This window comes from Amycolatopsis sp. VS8301801F10 (assembly GCF_046195355.1).
In the GTDB taxonomy this organism is placed as follows: Bacteria; Actinomycetota; Actinomycetes; order Mycobacteriales; family Pseudonocardiaceae; genus Amycolatopsis.
The window spans coordinates 2717344-2735124 of sequence record NZ_CP176065.1 but is presented as its reverse complement, the minus strand read 5'-3'; the positions used below and the strand labels follow the sequence as shown (position 1 = coordinate 2735124).

Below are 17781 nucleotides of genomic sequence, written 5' to 3'. Positions count from 1 at the left end.
GTTCAGCAAGTCGTAGCGGCTCGTTCGGGCAATTCCGGACGGGCCGCTTCGCGTTTCCACAGTCCACATGCGACTCCCGCGGCGACCAGGGTGACGCCCGCGAGATCTTTCAGCTCGAACCGTTGTGCGCCGATCAGCACCGCGACCGCCAGCCCGGACACCGGCATCAGCCCGATCAGCACGCCCGCCCGGTCCGCGCCTAAACCGACGACGCAGCTGTACCAGAGCACGAAAGCCACCGCGGTCACCACGACGGCCAGCAACAGCAACGCGACGAGTTCACGCGCGTTCGGCCACTGCCAGGCGCCCGCCGGATCGACCACCGTCCCGACCACGGAACCGCTTGCCGCAGCGGTGAAACAGCCCCACGTCGAGGTCGCCAACGGCCCGAGCCGGCGCAGCAATCCCACCGCGAGCAGGGTGAACGACGCCTCGCACAACATCGCCAGCGCAGCCAGCAACAACCCGGGCGCGGAAGCGGATCCGCCGCCGGAGAGCACCACGATGCCGAGCCCGGCCAGCACCGCTCCGACGACCGGAGCGGCGGACGGACGGCGACCGTCGAGCAGCGGCGCGAGCAGCGCGAGCACGAGCGGGCTGGCACCGAGAAACGCCGCTACCGCACTGGGTTCCGCGTAGCGTTGAGCCAGCAGCAGACTGGCCTGGAACCCGATCATCCCGGTCGCGGCGAGGCCCAGCAGGGTCGGCAGATCGCCGAGCTTCGGCCGGGGCAGCGGACTGCGCGTGACCTTCGCCCAGCCCAGCAGCAGAAGGCCGCCCAGCGCGTACCGCAACGCCTGCCCGGTGATCACCGGATACCCGTCCAGCATGCCGGTGACCGGCACCGATCCGCCGACCAGCACCGCGCCGGCCACCCCTGAAAGCACCATCGACCGTTTCACGCCGCTCAGTCTTCTGCGGTCAGTGGTCTATTCAGAAGGACCACTCAACCCTGGCCTAACTGGACCACTTCACCGTACTGTCGGGGCCGTGGAAACCATCCGGGAGCTGCTGCTGCCCGCCGCCGGCGGAGGACGCCGAGGGCGCGCCGTCGAGGCCGCGTTGCGCGACGCGATCCGCACCGGGCGGCTGGCCGCCGACACCCGGCTGCCGTCGAGCCGCGATCTCGCGCGCCAGCTCGGGGTCGCGCGCGGCACCGTCACCGCGCTGTACGAGCAGCTCACCGCCGAGGGTTACCTGCTGAGCAAGCACGGCTCGGGCACTCGCGTCGCGCCGATCGACGATCCCGCACCGAATCCCCGGGTCAGCGCGGCGAAAGCGCCGTCCTGGGAGTTCGACCTGCGTCCCGGGCTGCCCGCGTTGTCCGCGTTTCCCCGGGCCGAATGGCTTGCCGCCGAACGAGAAGCTCTGAACGCGACGCCCGATCTCGGCCTCGGCTACCCCGACCCGACCGGGCATCCGGCGTTGCGTACGGAACTGGCCGCCTACCTCGGTCGAGTCCGGGCGCTGCCGACGAATCCGGACGACATCGTGATCACCAGCGGTGCCGCGGAAGCGTTGTCGTTGCTGGCCGATGCGTTGCCGGACCAGCGCATCGCCGTCGAAGACCCGAGCCATCACGGCCAAGCGAATCTGCTGCGCGACCATGGTCTGGCTCCGGTCGGGATTCCGGTCGACGACAAGGGAATCAACGTTGCTAAACTGTCCACTTCGGACTGTTCGGTCGTATTGGTGACCGCCGCGCACCAGTTCCCGCTCGGTGTCGCGCTGCATCCGGAACGCCGTCGGCAATTGCTGGCGTGGGCGGCGGAAACCGGCGGGCTCATTCTGGAGGACGACTACGACGCCGAGCATCGCTACGACCGTCCCGCGCTGGGCGCGATGCGCGCGCTCGCACCGGATCACGTCGCGTACATCGGCAGCGTCAGCAAGGTGCTCGCACCAGCGTTGCGGATCGGCTGGCTCATTCCCCCGCGCCGGCTGCGCGACGCCGTGGCACGGGTCAAGGAAATGCACGACCTCGGCTGCCCGCCGCTCCCGCAAGCCGCGCTCGCGCATCTGATCGCCACCGGCGGTTACGACCGGCATTTGCGCCGCACCCGACGGCTGTACCGCGCTCGCCGGGACGCGCTTATCGAAGCTCTGGCTCAGCGCTTGCCGCGGTGGCAGCCGGTCGGGATCGCCGCCGGACTGCACCTGGTCGTCCGGCTCCCCGACGGCACCGATGATGTTCGGCTGCAGGAAAAACTCGCCGCGGCAAGCGTGCACGCCCCGGCCCTGTCGACTTATTCCCATAGCTCAGCCGGATATCCGGGTCTCGTGCTCGGGTACGCCGCGCTCCCGCCGGACCGGCTCCGCGCCGCCGTCGAGCGGATCGCGTCGGCCAGTTGAACCGCTGGTGAACACCTGATGCACCCGGGAGGGGTCCCTGGTTCGACGCTTACTGTGGACATTCCCGGGAGCGGCTAGGGGGAGGCGCGGCGTGAGCTTCGGAGATGTCCTGCGAGCGCTCGCCGAGCTGCTCACGTCCGACCGCGGCATCGTGCCGATCGCGGTCGTCGCGGGCGCGACGATCCTCGCCCCGATCGTCGACCGTTACGTCATCCGCCGCAGGCGCGTCATCTACCGGGAGCTGTACAACTCCAAGATCGGGCTCAACCCGATCCCGCTCGGCGACTCAGGCACCGGAGCGGTGCAAGCGGATCCGCAGCTCGAACGCACCGTGCGGCTGCTGGAACCGCTCAGCGTGGTCGTGATCCGCATCCGCAACACCGGCAGCTTCGACATCGGCCCGGACGACTGGGAACATCCGCTGCAGTTCACCTTCGGCCGGCGGGTGGTGTGGGACGCGCGGGTGTCGGACGCCAAGGACGGGCTGCGGGAGGTAGTCCGGAACGGGCTTGAATTCTTCACTCATGATCAGCCTACCCCAGAAGACGGGACCGCGCGACTGTCCGGTGTGCGAGCGTTGCTGCCGCAGCGGCTTACCGCTCTGCTGCGGCAATCCGACGCGCCGGCCGCCCCGGCGCCGCAATGGCACGGCGTGCGCCTGGAACAGCTTTCGCTGAAGCGGCGGGAAAAGTTCAAGCTCGTGGTCGTGCTGCGCGAACCGGACGACTGGCGAGGCGGGCCGTTGTCCAAGGAACTGCACGTCACCGGGCGGCTCAGCGGCGGACGGATCAAGGACGAACGCAAACAGCGCTGGCTGTCGTGGCCGATGGTCACCGGGGCGATCGGGGTGCTGCTGACCGGGTCGTTGCTCAGCATGCTCCTCGTCGCCGCGTCCCGGGGCGCCGAACCCGGCTGCGGCACCGGAACCCTTGCGGTGCACGGATCCAGCGCCTTCGCGCGGATCATGAACAGCATCGCGACGGAGTACCACCAGCAGTGTCCCGGCGCGACGATCATGACGCAGGCAGTCGGAAGCGTGTCCGCGGTGCGCGAGCTGGGACCGTTGCCAGCGGACCAAAAGGACAGCTTGGCAGTGCTGTCCGACGGAAAGGCTTCCGACGCTGGGCCGGAACTGGTCACGCAACCGGTCGCGGTGCTGGTGTACAGCCTGGTAGTGAACAAATCCGTCGGCGTCGACCAGTTGAGCGGCGAGCAGGTGCGCGGCATCTTCAGCGGGAAGTACACCAACTGGGCGCAACTGCGCGACGGTCCGTCGGTCCCGATCCGGGTGGTCGGGCGCGGGCAGGAATCGGGCACGCGCAAGACTTTCGAGGAGAAAGTGCTGGGCGCGGCCGAGCCGGGACTGTCTTCGGACGACTGCCGGACGCCGATCCGCGCACCGCGCGCGGCTGTCGTGCGCTGCGAACGCGGCACGACCGACGAACTCTTGCGCGCCGTCGGCGAGACGCCTGGCGCGATCGGCTACGCGGACGTGCCGGCGGCCAAAACCGCCGCGGCGGGCGGCCGGGTCGCGATGGCGAAGCTCGACGACCGCTACCCCGACGTGACCAGCATCGACGCGGGCTATCGCTTCTGGACGGTCGAGTACCTCTACACCAAGGGCGTGCCGGAGAACGATTCGCTGCTGAAGTTGTTCCTCGACTATCTGCGCAGCAGCACGGCCCGGGCGGAATTGCAGGACGCAGGGTACACGCCGTGTGTGACAAAACAGGGGCTGCTGGACCAGTACTGCACTCGTCCGGATGCCTGACCAGCTCTTTTTCACCCGGTCGAGGCTGGGGCGGGAGTTTTTGTCGGTGGCGGGGGCGATGATGGCCGGGTGTTGTTCACCGACCTCGTCACCGCCTCCGCCGAACTGGCGGCCACGCGGTCACGGAAAACGAAAATCGCCGTGCTGGCCAGTGTGCTGCGCGCGGCCGAACCCGGCGAACTGCCCGCGGTGATCGCGTATCTCACCGGGCAGACCGCGCAGGACCGGCTCGGAGCCGGCTGGCGCACGCTCGCCGACCTCGCCGTCGAACCCGCGGCCGCGCCTGCCGTCTCCGTGGCGGAGGTCGACGTCGCGCTCACCGAGGTCGCGGCCGCGGCGGGCGCGGGTTCGGTGAAGCGCCGGGCCGAGGTGCTCACCGCGTTGTTCTCCCGGCTGACCCGGGCCGAGCAGGAGTTCGTGTTCCGGCTCGTCACCGGGGAGCTGCGGCAGGGCGCGCTGGAAGGTGTGATGGTCGACGCGATCGCGGCGGCGGCCGAGGTGGAGGCCGACCAGGTGCGGCGCGCGTTCATGCTGTCCGGGCGGTTGCCGGTCACCGGACAGGCGGCGCTGACCGGGGGCGCGGCGGCGCTCGCGGAATTCGGGCTGGAGCTGGGCCGCCCGGTGCGGCCGATGCTCGCGTCCCCGGCGGAATCGCTGGAGGAAGCGGTGACCGAGCACCGCAACGCGATCGTCGAGTACAAAATGGACGGTGCGCGGATCCAGGTGCACCGGCGGGGTTCGGAAGTGCACGTGTACACGCGCACGCTGCGGGAAATCACCGGCAGCGTAGCCGAATTGGTCGAGCTGGTGCGGTCGCTGCCGTGCGAATCGGTGGTGCTGGACGGCGAAACCCTCGCGCTCACCGACGACGGGCGGCCGCGGCCGTTCCAGGAAACGATGAGCCGGTTCGGCAGCACGCGGGACGAACAGGTGCGGGCGTTGCTGCTGCGGCCGTACTTCTTCGACTGCCTGCATCTGGACGGGGTCGATCTGCTCGACGCGCCCTTGTCCGAACGCAACGAGGCGCTGCGCCGGGTCGCGGGCGAGCACGTGATTCCCGGCTCGGTCCGTCCGGAATCCCCGGCGGCAGTGCTCGAGGCGGCGATGGACGCCGGGCACGAGGGCGTGATGGTGAAGGACCTCGATTCGATCTACGCGGCCGGGCGGCGCGGACGCGCGTGGCTGAAGGTGAAACCGGTGCACACCATCGATCTCGTCGTGCTGGCGGCGGAATGGGGGCACGGGCGGCGCACCGGAAAGCTGTCGAACCTGCACCTCGGCGCGCGCGATCCGGACGGCGGGCCGCCGATCATGGTGGGCAAGACGTTCAAGGGCCTCACCGACGAACTGCTGGCCTGGCAGACCGAGCGGTTCCAGGAGATCGAGACGCACCGCGACCGGTGGACCGTCCACGTGCGGCCGGAGATGGTGGTCGAGATCGAACTGGACGGGGCGCAGGTCAGCACGCGGTATCCGGGCGGGCTGGCGCTGCGGTTCGCGCGGGTGGTGCGATATCGGCCGGACAAAGACCCGGCTGAGGCGGACACCATCGACACCGTGCGGGGGTTGCTGCGCGGCAGCCGTCCGGCGGTGGAACCCGGTCCGGCGGAGCCGACCGCGGCCGAGGGCCAATCCGCAGCCCAGCCCGGTCCCGCGGGGCGGACTGCGCCCGAAGCTCAGCCCGGTTCCGAGGAGGCGTCCGGATGAGGTTCGCCGCGCCCGGCGTCCGGATGAGTGGGCATATTACGGACATCGGGCAGTTTTCCCCGCTGTACTCCGGAAACGCCCGACTAAAGTTGATGTCGCACCCGTGGCCGCGTACCCGAGAGTGGGAGCACTGGCCTGCGTCGATGGGAGAAAAGCATGACGTTCCGGGTGAAATCAGCCGTCCGCGGATTCGGGCGGCCGATGACCCTGCTGGCGGGCGTGGCGCTCGCCGCCACCGTGGTGGCGGCACCGGCCAGTGCCGCGCCAGCACCGCCACAGCCGTCGCGGCACCACTTCTCGGCTGCCGCGCAGTCGTTCGTCGGCGCGACCACTGTGCAGGAGCGGGTGGCGCGGCTCAACGCGGCGATGGCCAAGCTGCCGAAGGAAAGCAGCGCGTACAACGCCACGAAGCTGTGGAACCAGGGCATCACCGGAGCCGGGTCCACCGTGGCCACGCTGGTGTCGTTCGGCGACGACAAGGTCAAGCAGGTGCTGGACGAGTACTCGCGGCAGCACGGCCTGCCGCCGGCGAACGTCGAGGTGCTGCAACCGTCCGGCGCGGTGCCCGCGTGCACCGATCCCGGGGTGGACACCGCCACCTGCCAGTCGTGGGGCGGAGAAACCGACCTCGACGTCACGATGATGCACGCGATGGCTCCCGGGGCGAAGATCATCGTCGCGGCCACCCCGGTCGCCGAGACGCAGGGCTTCGCCGGGTTGCCGGAGATGATGCACGCCGTCGACTACATGACTGAGCACCGGATCGCCGACGTGGTTTCGATGAGCTTCGGCACCACCGAGGAGAACTTCCCGTCGTTCGAGTCGATCAAGACCCTCGACCCGGCGCTGGAGCGGGCGAGCAAGGCTGGCGTCACGCTGGTCGCGTCGTCCGGCGACGACGGGCCGACGGGGTCGTACCTGCAGGGGCCTGGCAAGTATCCGTACCGCGTGGCGAGCTGGCCGGCCAGCGACCCGAACGTCACCGCGCTCGGCGGCACCCAGCTCCACCTCGACGCGAGCGGCGTCCGCACCCAGCCGGACGACCTCGTCAACGCGGCGGACAACGGGTTCAGCGAAGGGGCGGGCCTGTCGAAGGCGTACGCGAGGCCGTCCTGGCAGAACCGCGTCAAGACGATCACCGGCAGCACGATGCGGGCGTACCCGGACATCAGCATGGAAGGCGTCCAGGGCACCTCGCAGTCGGCACCGCTGTTCGCCGGGGTGCTTGCGCTGGCGGTGCAGGCCAACCATGGCCGGCTCGGGCAGATCAACCCGGCGCTGTACTCGAAGCTGGGCCCGAAGGGCACCGCGGCCGGGATCGTCGACGTCACCAAGGGCGACAACAGCCAGTGGGGCGTCGAAGGCTTCAAGGCCGGTCCGGGCTACGACATCGCGAGCGGCTGGGGAACGATCGACGCGTCGGTCTTCGTGCCGGCACTGGTGAAGGCGGTGCGGTGATGCGGTAGTCCCCTGCCCGCGGGCGGGCCTCCGGGCAAGTTCACCCGGCCCGGCTCGATCGAGCACGGTCGTGTCGGGCCGGGCGGGTGCCGCCGGAGCCGTACTGTCAGCGGCATGTCTTCAAAAGCGTTGGCCCGGCTGTGGTTCGGGGTGACTGCGGTCGTCGTGCTGGCCGCGCTCGTGATCCAGATCGTCGCGCTGGTGCCGCCGCAGGGAAGGTACGCCAGCTTCGGCGGACGGTTGGCGAACCTGTTCACGTACTTCACGATCCTCTCCAACGTCCTCGTCCTGGTCACCAGCACGGCTTTCGCTCGCGGCCGCGGCACCTCGCCGCTGCTGCGCGTGCTGTGGCTGGACGCGCTGGTCGGGATCGTGGTCACCGGCGTCGTCTACCAGGTCGCGCTCGCCGGGCTGTACGAACTGCACGGGCTCAGCCTCGCCGCGGACATCCTGCTGCACCGCGTCACGCCGGTGCTGTGCGTGCTCGGCTGGTTGTTCTTCGCGCCGCGCGTGCTGGAATGGCGCACGGTCTGGTGGTCGCTCGGCTATCCCTTGGTATGGCTGGCTTTCACGCTCGTCCGTGGCGCGATCGACGGCTATTACCCGTATCCGTTCGTCAACGCCGGCAATCTCGGCTACGGACAGGTCACGCTGAACTGCCTGCTCATCGGTGCCTTCTTCATCGTGCTCGCCAGCGGTGCGCGGGTCGCCGACCGGCGGCTCACGCGCGTACCCGCCGAAACGCGTTCAGCGGATCGCTGAGCCCGGCCTGGGCGAACGTCCGCCACGCGCCGCGCTTCAGGTCCACCGGTTTGCCCGCGGCGACGCGGTGCATCTGCTGCGTGTGCCATTGGATCTCGAGCAGGCTGTCGGCGAGCCGGATTCCCGTGCGCGGGCACCGTCGTTCGGCTCGGACGTCCTCGCCCGCGAGCAGCCGTCCGGGCAGCGCGGGGTCCACAGTGAACGGACGGCCGATCCCGATCACGTCCAGCGCACCGGATTCCAGCGCCTCCGCCATCCCGGCCGCCGTGGCGAACCCGCCGGTGACCATCAGCGCGACGTCGCTGATCTGCCGGGCTTTCGCCGCATAGTCCAGGAAATACGCCTCCCGGCGCTGCGTGCTCGCCCGGCCGGAGCCCATCATCACGGCCCGCTCGTACGTGCCGCCGGAGATCTCCAGCAGATCGATCCCCGCCTCGCCCAGCGCGCGAACCACCCGCAGCGACTCGTCCTCGTCGAAGCCGCCGCGCTGGAAGTCGGCGCTGTTGAGCTTCACCGAAACCGGCACGCGATCCCCCACCGCGGCCCGGACCGCGCGCACCACCTCGAGCAGGAACCGGCTGCGGTCACGCCCCCACTCGTCGTCGCGGCGGTTCACCAACGGCGAGAGGAACTGCGAAATCAGGTACCCGTGCGCGCCGTGGATCTGGATCCCGGCGAACCCAGCGTCGACGAACGTCCGCGCTGACAACGCGAACCTCTCCACCACCGCTTCGATCTCGTCCCCGGTCAACGCCCGCGGCGCCGCGAACGCCGTCCGCACCCCTCGATCGCCGAACGGCACCGCCGACGGCGCGACCGGCTGCCGGGACAGATACCGAGGGCTCTGCCGACCGGGATGGTTGAGCTGAACCCACAACTGCGCGTCCGTCCCGTCCACGGACCGCGCCCACGACCGGTACGCCGCCGGATCGGGAACGGCGGGGACCGCGACGTTGCGCGGTTCGCCGAGCGCCGTGGGATCGACCATCACGTTGCCGGTCACCAGCAGCCCAGCACCCCCGCGCGCCCAGGTCCGGTACAGCTGCGCGAGTTCGGCGGACGGCGCGTTGCGACGGTCGCCGAGCTGCTCGCTGAGCGCCGACTTCGCGAGCCGATGCGGCAGCACGGCCCCGCAGGCGAGTTTGAGCGGTTCGGCGAGCAGATCCCGGGGGTCGGTCATGAGCGGTCCCGTCGTCGCGGATAACTTACCGCGAGTAAGAATACTCGAAAGTAAGTACCGGCGGTATGCCTCGCGGGCCACTAGGGTCTGCGGCATGACGGCCATAGTGCAGAACCTGGTCACGTCGGGCGTGTTCGAGCTCGACGGCGGCAGCTGGGAAGTGGACAACAACGTCTGGATAGTCGGCGACGGCTCCGAGGTGATCGTGATCGACGCCGCGCACGACGCGGACGCCATCGCCGACGTGGTCGGAGACCGCACGGTCCGCGCGATCGTCTGCACCCACGCGCACAACGACCACGTCAACGCCGCCCCGGCGCTGGCCGACCGCACCGGCGCGCCGATCCTGCTGCACCCCGCCGACCGCGTCGTCTGGGACCTGACCCACCCGGACCGCGCCCCGGACGGCGACCTGGCCGACGGACAGGTCCTCACCGTCGCCGGCACCGACCTCACCGTCCTGCACACGCCCGGCCACGCCCCCGGCGCGGTCTGCCTGCACAGCCCCGAACTGGAAGTCCTCTTCACCGGAGACACCCTGTTCCACGGCGGCCCCGGCGCGACCGGCCGGTCGTACTCGGACTACCCGACCATCGTGAAGTCCATCCGCGACCGCCTCTTCCCCCTCCCCGACGCGACGATCGTCCGCACCGGCCACGGCGAAGCGACGACCATCGGCAAGGAAAAGGCCCGCTCAGCCGAATGGCCCGCCGCCTGACCACCCCTCGCCGGGCGGGTCGACCCGATTGCCTGCCCGCCCGGCGATTTCCGCGGCTGCATAGGCCGCAAACGCTTGCACCTCGCTAGAACAGCAGCCCCGGAATCAGTGCGCACCGGACCGCGCGGCTCGTTCACGGCAGTTCGGCACTCGCTAGCCCGCATCGCCGAGTCGTCTCACTGAGCCGCGCCACCGAATTCGCCCGACTCGCCCCCGGATCGTGGCTCCACCGCCGAGCGCGCTCCAAACCCGCGCTCGGCTCGCCCCCGGATCATGGCCCCACCCCCGAGCGCGCGCTCCAAACCCCGCGCCACAACGACCCCATCGCCGCCAACACGCCCCAGCCGATCCAGAACATCCAGCCGCATCTACCGGGCCAGCCGAGGAACCTCCGGCGCCACCCGAACCCGCTTCCTGGCCTCCCCCGCAAGCGCTTGCGCCCACTGCTGCAACCCGGCCACGTCCACCCCGTGCGGCGGGTCCTCCCGGAACGGCGCGATGTTCTCCGCCCCGCGCTCCAGCAGCGCGACCGCCCCGTTCCCGTTCCCCCGCAACGCGTGCGTCAGCCCCACCGCCAGCTGGGCCAGACCACGCCACAGCTCTCGCTCCGGCCCGTCCGTCGCCTTCCACGCGTCCTCGAAGACTTCGTGGGCGTGGAACGGGCGGCCCGCGTCCAGCAGGTCCTGCGCCTCCGCCAGCGTCTCCGCCGGGGTTCGCTGCACGCCTTCGGGCTGGCGCGGCACGCCGTCGGAGCCATAGGGCAGCGGGCGGCCCAGACCATCCCGCGGGCGGGCGTTGCGGGCCCTTCCCTGGTCGTCGCGATCGCGGCTGTCCACCTGGCCATTGTTCCACGGGCGACGCCGGGTTAGCGTCTCGCGCGCAAGCCACGTAGCCTGGTGACTCGTGCGCTTTCTGGATGGGCACGTGCCCGCTCACGACCTGACCTACGACGACGTGTTCCTGCTGCCGAACCGTTCGGACGTGGAATCCCGCTTCGGCGTCGACTTGTCCACTGTGGACGGCACTGGCGCGACGATCCCCTTGGTGGTGGCCAACATGACGGCCGTCGCCGGACGGCGGATGGCCGAGACCGTCGCTCGCCGCGGTGGGCTCGTCGTGCTTCCGCAGGACGTCGACACGGCCGCGGTCGCCGAAATCGTCTCCTGGGTGAAGTCCCGGCACGCCGTCTGGGACACCCCGCTGGTCCTCACCGGCGGCGACGCGGTGGCCGACGCCCTCAACCTCGTGCACAAACGAGCACACGGCGCGGTCGTCATCGTCGACGGCGACGGCAAGCCGGTCGGCGTCGTGGACGAGGCCGCCTGCGCCGGCGTGGACCGCTTCGCGCGACTGGCCGACGTCGCCGAGCCCGCCGTCGTCGCCGTTCCGCTGGACACGCCGCCGCGCGAGGTCTTCGAACTCCTCCACAGCCACGGCGGACGGCTTGCCCTGGGCCTCGACGCCGAGGGGCGCCTCGCCGGCGTCCTCACCGCGGTGGGCGCGTTGCGCTCGGAGATCTACACCCCGGCCGCGGACGCCAACGGGAAACTGCGCGTCGCCGCCGCGATCGGCGTGAACGGCGACGTCGCGGCGAAGGCCGAAGCGGTGCTCGCCGCGGGCGTCGACACGCTGGTCGTCGACACCGCGCACGGGCACCAGGAGAAGATGATCGCCGCGCTCAAAGCGGTGCGTTCGGTGTCGCCGAAGGTGCCGGTCGTGGCGGGCAACGTGGTCACCGCCGAAGGCACCCGCGACCTCATTCACGCGGGCGCGGACGTGATCAAGGTCGGCGTCGGCCCCGGCGCGATGTGCACGACGCGGATGATGACCGGCGTCGGCCGCCCGCAGTTCTCGGCGGTCGCGGAATGCGCCGCCGCCGCCCGGGAACTGGGCAAACACGTGTGGGCGGACGGCGGCGTCCGGCACCCGAGGGACGTCGCGCTGGCACTGGCCGCCGGCGCGTCGGCGGCGATGGTCGGCTCGTGGTTCGCCGGCACCCACGAATCCCCCGGCGACCTGCGGTACGACGAGCAGGGCCGGCCGTACAAGGAGTCGTTCGGGATGGCGTCGAAGCGCGCCGTCGGAGCCCGCACGCGCACGGACAACGTCTTCGACCGCGCGCGCAAGGCGCTGTTCGAGGAGGGCATCTCCACGTCGCGAATGGCGCTGGACCCGGCGCGGCCGGGCGTCGAGGACCTGATCGACTCGATCTGCTCGGGAGTCCGCTCGTCCTGCACGTACGCGGGCGCGCGCACGCTTGAGGAGTTCCACGAGCGTGCGGTGCTGGGCGTGCAGTCCGCGGCGGGGTTTGCTGAGGGGCGCCCGTTGCCTTCTGGCTGGTGAGGCCTCGTGAGTGGCAATCACGGTTCTAACCGTGATTGCCACTCACGACCGGTCAGCCGTGGTCCTCGAGCATCTCCGTCACCAGCGCCGCGATCGGCGAGCGCTCCGAGCGGGTCAGGGTCACGTGCGCGAACAGCGGGTGCCCCTTCAGCTTCTCGATCACCGCCGAGACGCCGTCATGCCGCCCGACCCGCAGGTTGTCCCGCTGGGCCACGTCGTGCGTCAGCACCACCCGCGACGCCGAGCCGAGCCGTGACAGCACGGTCAGCAGCACGTTGCGCTCCAGCGACTGCGCCTCGTCCACGATCACGAACGTGTCGTGCAGCGAACGGCCCCGGATGTGCGTCAGCGGCAGCACCTCCAGCATGCCGCGGTCGAACACCTCGTCCAGCACGTCCTGGCTGACCAGCGCGCCGAGCGTGTCGAACACCGCCTGCGCCCACGGCTGCATCTTCTCGCTCTCGGACCCGGGCAGATAGCCGAGATCCTGGCCGCCGACCGCGTAGACCGGGCGGAACACCACGACCTTGCGGTGCTGCTGGCGTTCCATCACCGCCTCCAGGCCCGCGCACAGCGCCAGCGCCGATTTGCCGGTGCCTGCTCGCCCGCCCAGCGAGACGATGCCGACGTCGGAGTCCAGCAGCAGGTCGAGCGCCACGCGCTGCTCAGCCGAGCGGCCGTGCAGGCCGAACGCCTCGCGGTCGCCGCGCACCAGCCGCACCCGCTTGTCCGCCGTGACCCGGCCGAGCGCGCTGGAGCTGCCCGCGAGCAGCCGCAACCCGGTGTGGCACGGCAGTTCGCCCACCTCGCCGAGTCCGAATTCCGCCGGATCCGCCGAACCGCCCGAGAAGAGCGTGTCGATCAGCTCCTGGGGCGCGTCCACGTCCGCCATGCCCGTCCAGCCCGACGGCGTGACCTCCTGTGCCCGGTACTCGTCCGCGGTGAGCCCGACCGCGCCCGCTTTGACCCGCAGCGGGATGTCCTTCGTCACCAGGACGACCTGCGGCCGCTCCGTCGCGAGGTTGAGCGCGCACGCGAGGATGCGGTGGTCGTTCGAGTCGGTGCGGAAGCCCACCGGGAGGACGGACGGATCGGTGTGGTTCAGCTCCACCTGCAGGGTGCCGCCCGCCTCGCCGATCGGGACCGGGGCGTCGAGCCTGCCGTGCTTGAGCCGGAGGTCGTCCAGCAGCCGGAGGGATTCCCTGGCGAACCAGCCCAGTTCGGGGTGGTGGCGCTTGGCCTCCAGTTCGCTGATGACGACCAGAGGGAGGACCACCGCGTGTTCGGCGAACCGGGTGACCGACCACGGGTCGGAGAGCAGCACCGACGTGTCGAGCACATAAGTGATGCGTGGGGATTCGGGCGAGATCGAGGCTTTCTCCGGGGCCGAAGCACCGGTCGAAGAACGGCCAGAGGCCTTGCGGGGTGAACGCTGCGCAGTCACGACGGCATCTCCCTCGAGGGCGTGTGCACCCCACGCCCGCACTCGCTGGGCCGGGCACCTCCCTGGCTGGGTCCGCACTCCCTGACGCTGGCTGCGTCAGGCGGCACGGCCACGAGGGCCGGGTGCCGGCCCCCTCGTGCATCTCGCAGGCGGCTGAGCCGCCCCCTCGATCAACGCCACGACCAGGGCCTCCCGCGAGGACCCGCACGGAACGCGAGCCCTCTATCCCGGAAGGTACCTACGTCCGCCCGGTCGTGCAGGCAGCCACACAGGTGATTCGCCGATTCGTCATCCCACCGTCGGTCGCCCGAAACAGAGTGTCCACAGTGCTCACTCAGCGTCACTGGACCCGTCGATCAGGGGGTCGCACGGATGGATGATCATGGAAAATTAATCACCGAGTGCAGGCAATCCCCAGGTAAAGGGCCTTGTACCACGGGGCAGACCGGAATGCATTTCGCGTCCTGGACACTGAACCGGACCGAGTGAACTGGGCCTTCCAGCTCTCACACAATGGGCGTACGCACCATTCGCCAGCGGCCATTCGGGGGTAATTTCCTTACTGCGGGACACACCACCGGATCACTCCGGTGCCCGAATCCCAGTATCTCTACCTAGGAGTGTGCGAAGTGCTGAAGAAGGCTGGAATTGTCGCCGGTGCGGCCGCGGGCCTGATGATGATCGGCGGGACGGCGTTCGCCTCCCCGGCCGCGACGCAGGGCGCTCCGGACCCGACGTTCGGCGACGCTTACGCCACCTTCATCGAGGGCGGCGGCGCGCTGGGCTACGGCGCCGCTTCGCTGGTCGCGGGCGCCTACACCGGCATCGCGCTGACCCCGGCGCTGGTGGCCCACTCGATGGAGCACCACCACGGCTGAGCCGTCTCGCGCGAAGGCCCCGGAGCCCGGCTCCGGGGCCTTCGCGGCGTCCGCGGCCAGGGGTTGACCGGCCCGGCCGGGTGGGTGTCCGCCGGGCCGGGCCGCCGCCTCAGGCCCCGAACCGGCGATGCCGCCAGGCGTAGTCGCGCAGCGCGCGGAGAAAGTCCACGCGCCGGAATGCCGGCCAGTAAGCCTCGGTGAACCAGAATTCCGAATGCGCGGACTGCCACAGCAGAAATCCGGAAAGCCGCTGTTCACCGGACGTTCGGATAATCAAATCCGGATCCGGCTGGCCGGACGTGTACAGATGTTCCGAGATGTGGTCGACATCGAGGATTTTCGCGAGCTCGCGAATCGAAGTGCCCTCGTCGGCGTGCTGCAGGAGAAGTTTGCGGACGGCGTCGGCGATCTCCTGCCGCCCTCCGTAGCCGACCGCGATGTTCACCTCCATGCCCGAGTGGTTCTCGGTGCGCGCCGCCGCGGCGGTGAGCTTCTGCGCCACCTCGAGCGGCAGCAGGTCGAGCGCGCCGACGATGCGCAGCCGCCACGGCGCCTCGGCCCCGGCGAGTTCGTCGGTGACGTCGGTGATGATTTTCAGCAGCGGGGTGAGCTCGTCCGGATCCCGGTTGAGGTTGTCGGTGGAGAGCAGCCACATCGTCACGACCTCGACCTCGGCCTCCTGGCACCAGCTGAGGAAGTCGGCGATCTTCTTGGCCCCGGCGCGGTGCCCGTCGGCCACGTCGGTGAACCCGGCTTCGCGAGCCCAGCGGCGATTGCCGTCGAGCATGATCGCGATATGCCGCGGATGACGGCCCGCCGCTTGCTGGATCAGCCGGCGGCTGTAGATGCTGTAGACGACGTCGGACATGAAGGACCGGAGGCTCACGTCGCCCGAGCGTACGCACCCCTGGATCAGGGGTGTGACGCGCCACGGGGGCTGGCGAAAAACCTACGGTCCCGTAACCTTGGGACGGTGAGCGTGACGATCGAACCCCCGCCCGCGCCCGAGGACACCCGTCCCCGGCTCCGCGGCCACATCCACTTCTGGTCGTTCTTCGGCGCGGTCGCCGCGGCCGCCACGCTGATCAGCCTCGCCGCGTCGACGGTCTCGCCGGTCGCCGCGCTGGCGACGTCCGTGTACGGCCTCACCGTGCTGGGCGTGTTCGGCGTGAGCGCGCTGTATCACCGCAGGCTGTGGAGCCCGCGCGCGTACAAGTGGATGAAGCGCGCCGACCACTCGATGATCTTCCTCTTCATCGCCGGCACGTACACGCCGTTCACCCTGCTGGCCATGTCGAAGCCGACGGGATACATCGTCCTGGGCATCGTCTGGGGCGGCGCGATCCTCGGGGTGGCGATGAAGATGCTGTGGCCGCACGCCCCGCGCTGGCTGGGGGTGCCGATCTACATCGCCCTCGGCTGGGTCGCGGTGTTCGTCCTGCCGGAGTTGCTGAGCCATGCCGGAGTCGCGGCTTTGGTGCTGCTGTGCGTTGGGGGCCTGTTTTATACGGTTGGGGCGGTTTTTTACGCGGTGAAGTGGCCGAACCACTGGCCAGAGACCTTCGGATACCACGAGTTCTTCCACGCGTGCACGGTGCTGGCTGCGGTGTCGCATTACATCGCGATCTGGTTGGCGATGTACTCCTAGCTGGGGTTTTACCTCTGTGGATCTTTCTCAGGCCGTCTCCAGGCCGTCACGCTGCCTGGGGGCGGCCTGAGTCGTTTCCGAAGCTCCGGAGCAGGCCGTCGACTGCCTTGCGGGTGCGCTCGTGACTGGTCGGCAGCAGGTGCGTGTAGACGCGAAGGGTGAAGCCCGGGTCCGAGTGGCCGAGGTAGCCGGAGAGCGCCTTGATGGACTCGCCCGCGTCGAGTAGCACCGAGGCGTAAAGGTGACGGAGCGCGTGCATCCCGTCGGCCCGGGTCGGTGCCGCGATCTTGGCCCGCTTGAGCGCCGGTCGCCAGACGTTGAGCCGGAAGCCGCCCCGACGGAACGGCAGCCCGTCGTAATCAACCATCAGCAGGTTCACCGTGACCGGCTTGCCGTCCGGATGCACCCACGGCAGCGTCGTCGGAGTCGGCGGGAACTCCTTCGCGTACTCGTCCAGATCGGCGAGCAACCGGGACCCGATCGGCACCTCACGTGTCTTGCCCCGCTTCGGCGGAGCGAAGCACAGCACGTTGTTCACGATCCGGACTTGCCGCTCCACTCGGACAATGTTCCGTTCCCGATCGACGTCATCGAGCGAGAACCCGAACACCTCGCCCTGCCGCAGCCCGAGCCCCGCCGGAATCTGAACCGCAGGGCGATACCGGAAGGGCAGAGCTTGCAGCACCGCTTGCGCTCGTTCGGCCGACCATGGCTGAACCCGCGCGTGTTCTTCCCGCGGCCTGGTCACACTCCGGGCCTGCGCCGGGTTGCTCACGATGAGCTTGTCTTCCTTGGCGAAGCTGAACACCGACACCAGGTGCGTGAAATACAGGACTCGCGAGTTCGCGCTCACACCGCGTTCCTGGAGCCACCGCAGCCAGCCTTGAACATCGCTGGGGCGAACCGCTGCGATCGACTTGCCCTCGAAGTACGGGACGAGATGGTTCGCCACCCGGCTGGTGACCCGTTCCCGCGTCGTGTGGTCGTACGTCTGTGCAGCGGCCCACCGCTCAGCCACCGTCTTGAACGAGATCCGGCCTGCGCGCGGGTCAACGTACTTGCCCTCGCGCTTGTCGGACTCCACTTCGATCAGGAAGTCTTCCGCCCGCTTCTTTTGCTTGTCCGGGAAGGACTTCGAGCGCTCCTGCCCTTCCGGGTCTAGGTACCGGACCTTGTATCGCAGGCCGATGCCATACAACTCGGTCTTCTCCATGACCGGCTTGCCCTTGTCGTTGAACCTCAACTCGTCGGTCCCCGGCTCTCTGGCTTGCCGATACCACCGATCTTGAATGTGTCCCATGTGGACCTTCCTCTTGTGATTGCCGAACACTCAGGCGGCTTGCGAGACCCAGGCTTTGACCGAAGCCGGGTCATAGCGGAGATGGCGGCCGATCTTGCGGACCGGCGGACCCTCGCCACGCCACTTCCACTGGTAGAGCGTCTTGACCGGGACGCCGAGGTAGGCCGAGACGTCGTCGACAGTCCACAGCCGTTCGATCTGGTGCACGTTGTTCATGTCT

Annotated in this window: 16 protein-coding genes; 9 read left to right on the top strand and 7 right to left on the bottom strand. The window is 69.6% G+C overall.

Annotated elements, in window-relative coordinates; translation table 11 throughout:
* Positions 1 to 2: 2 nt before the first annotated feature.
* Entirely contained in the window at positions 3 to 902 is a 900-nt protein-coding gene (locus F9C11_RS13240; protein ID WP_409185160.1) for a DMT family transporter, read from the bottom strand.
* 88 nt (positions 903 to 990) lie between these two features.
* Between F9C11_RS13240 and F9C11_RS13235 the strand changes: the two genes are divergently transcribed.
* The 5 genes from F9C11_RS13235 to F9C11_RS13215 all read left to right on the top strand — a co-directional run bounded on the left by F9C11_RS13235 (position 991) and on the right by F9C11_RS13215 (position 8050).
* On the top strand, positions 991 to 2352 hold the full coding sequence (locus F9C11_RS13235) for a PLP-dependent aminotransferase family protein (RefSeq protein WP_409185159.1): 1362 nt from the start codon (positions 991 to 993) through the stop codon (positions 2350 to 2352).
* A 91-nt stretch (positions 2353 to 2443) separates the two neighbouring features.
* Entirely contained in the window at positions 2444 to 4123 is a 1680-nt protein-coding gene (locus F9C11_RS13230) for a PstS family phosphate ABC transporter substrate-binding protein (RefSeq protein ID WP_409185158.1), read from the top strand.
* A 69-nt stretch (positions 4124 to 4192) separates the two neighbouring features.
* A complete protein-coding gene (locus F9C11_RS13225) occupies positions 4193 to 5830 on the top strand; it encodes an ATP-dependent DNA ligase (protein WP_409185157.1) in 1638 nt (545 codons plus the stop codon).
* 156 nt (positions 5831 to 5986) lie between these two features.
* Entirely contained in the window at positions 5987 to 7288 is a 1302-nt protein-coding gene (locus F9C11_RS13220) for a S8 family serine peptidase (protein WP_409185156.1), read from the top strand.
* A gap of 114 nt (positions 7289 to 7402) precedes the next feature.
* Positions 7403 to 8050: a Pr6Pr family membrane protein gene (locus F9C11_RS13215; protein ID WP_409185155.1), complete on the top strand. Its 648-nt coding sequence runs from the start codon at positions 7403 to 7405 to the stop codon at positions 8048 to 8050.
* Here the strand turns inward: F9C11_RS13215 and F9C11_RS13210 are convergent.
* Entirely contained in the window at positions 8010 to 9230 is a 1221-nt protein-coding gene (locus F9C11_RS13210; protein WP_409185154.1) for an NADH:flavin oxidoreductase/NADH oxidase family protein, read from the bottom strand. The genes F9C11_RS13215 and F9C11_RS13210 overlap by 41 nt on opposite strands.
* A 94-nt stretch (positions 9231 to 9324) precedes the next feature.
* Here F9C11_RS13210 and F9C11_RS13205 point away from each other — a divergent pair, with 94 nt between their 5' ends.
* The gene (locus F9C11_RS13205) at positions 9325 to 9948 is read left to right on the top strand and encodes an MBL fold metallo-hydrolase (RefSeq protein WP_409185153.1); all 624 of its coding nucleotides are present in this window, start codon (positions 9325 to 9327) and stop codon (positions 9946 to 9948) included.
* A gap of 368 nt (positions 9949 to 10316) precedes the next feature.
* On the opposite strand, the gene F9C11_RS13200 is transcribed toward F9C11_RS13205, so the two are convergent.
* The gene (locus tag F9C11_RS13200) at positions 10317 to 10784 is read right to left on the bottom strand and encodes a DUF309 domain-containing protein (protein ID WP_409185152.1); all 468 of its coding nucleotides are present in this window, start codon (positions 10782 to 10784) and stop codon (positions 10317 to 10319) included.
* A gap of 67 nt (positions 10785 to 10851) precedes the next feature.
* On the opposite strand from F9C11_RS13200, the gene F9C11_RS13195 reads away from it, so the two are divergent.
* Positions 10852 to 12291, top strand: coding sequence for a GuaB1 family IMP dehydrogenase-related protein (locus F9C11_RS13195; RefSeq protein WP_409185151.1), 1440 nt, complete (start codon positions 10852 to 10854; stop codon positions 12289 to 12291).
* 52 nt (positions 12292 to 12343) lie between these two features.
* Here F9C11_RS13195 and F9C11_RS13190 read toward each other — a convergent pair whose 3' ends face one another.
* Entirely contained in the window at positions 12344 to 13630 is a 1287-nt protein-coding gene (locus tag F9C11_RS13190) for a PhoH family protein (RefSeq protein ID WP_409186893.1), read from the bottom strand.
* A 695-nt stretch (positions 13631 to 14325) separates the two neighbouring features.
* On the opposite strand from F9C11_RS13190, the gene F9C11_RS13185 reads away from it, so the two are divergent.
* A complete protein-coding gene (locus F9C11_RS13185; RefSeq protein WP_409185150.1) occupies positions 14326 to 14613 on the top strand; it encodes a hypothetical protein in 288 nt (95 codons plus the stop codon).
* A gap of 109 nt (positions 14614 to 14722) precedes the next feature.
* On the opposite strand, the gene F9C11_RS13180 is transcribed toward F9C11_RS13185, so the two are convergent.
* Positions 14723 to 15481 carry an isoprenyl transferase gene (locus tag F9C11_RS13180; RefSeq protein WP_037367822.1) on the bottom strand — a complete coding sequence of 253 codons (759 nt, stop codon included), beginning with the start codon at positions 15479 to 15481 and terminating at the stop codon, positions 14723 to 14725.
* A gap of 105 nt (positions 15482 to 15586) precedes the next feature.
* Between F9C11_RS13180 and trhA the strand changes: the two genes are divergently transcribed.
* Positions 15587 to 16261: a PAQR family membrane homeostasis protein TrhA gene (trhA, locus tag F9C11_RS13175; RefSeq protein WP_409185149.1), complete on the top strand. Its 675-nt coding sequence runs from the start codon at positions 15587 to 15589 to the stop codon at positions 16259 to 16261.
* A gap of 46 nt (positions 16262 to 16307) precedes the next feature.
* Here the strand turns inward: trhA and F9C11_RS13170 are convergent, their stop codons facing one another.
* Both F9C11_RS13170 and F9C11_RS13165 read right to left on the bottom strand, forming a co-directional pair.
* Complete coding sequence (locus F9C11_RS13170; RefSeq protein WP_409185148.1) at positions 16308 to 17504, bottom strand: tyrosine-type recombinase/integrase; 1197 nt, start codon at positions 17502 to 17504, stop codon at positions 16308 to 16310.
* Positions 17505 to 17591: 87 nt separating this feature from the next.
* On the bottom strand, positions 17592 to 17777 hold the full coding sequence (locus F9C11_RS13165; protein ID WP_409185147.1) for a helix-turn-helix domain-containing protein: 186 nt from the start codon (positions 17775 to 17777) through the stop codon (positions 17592 to 17594).
* Between the last annotated feature and the right edge of the window lie 4 nt (positions 17778 to 17781).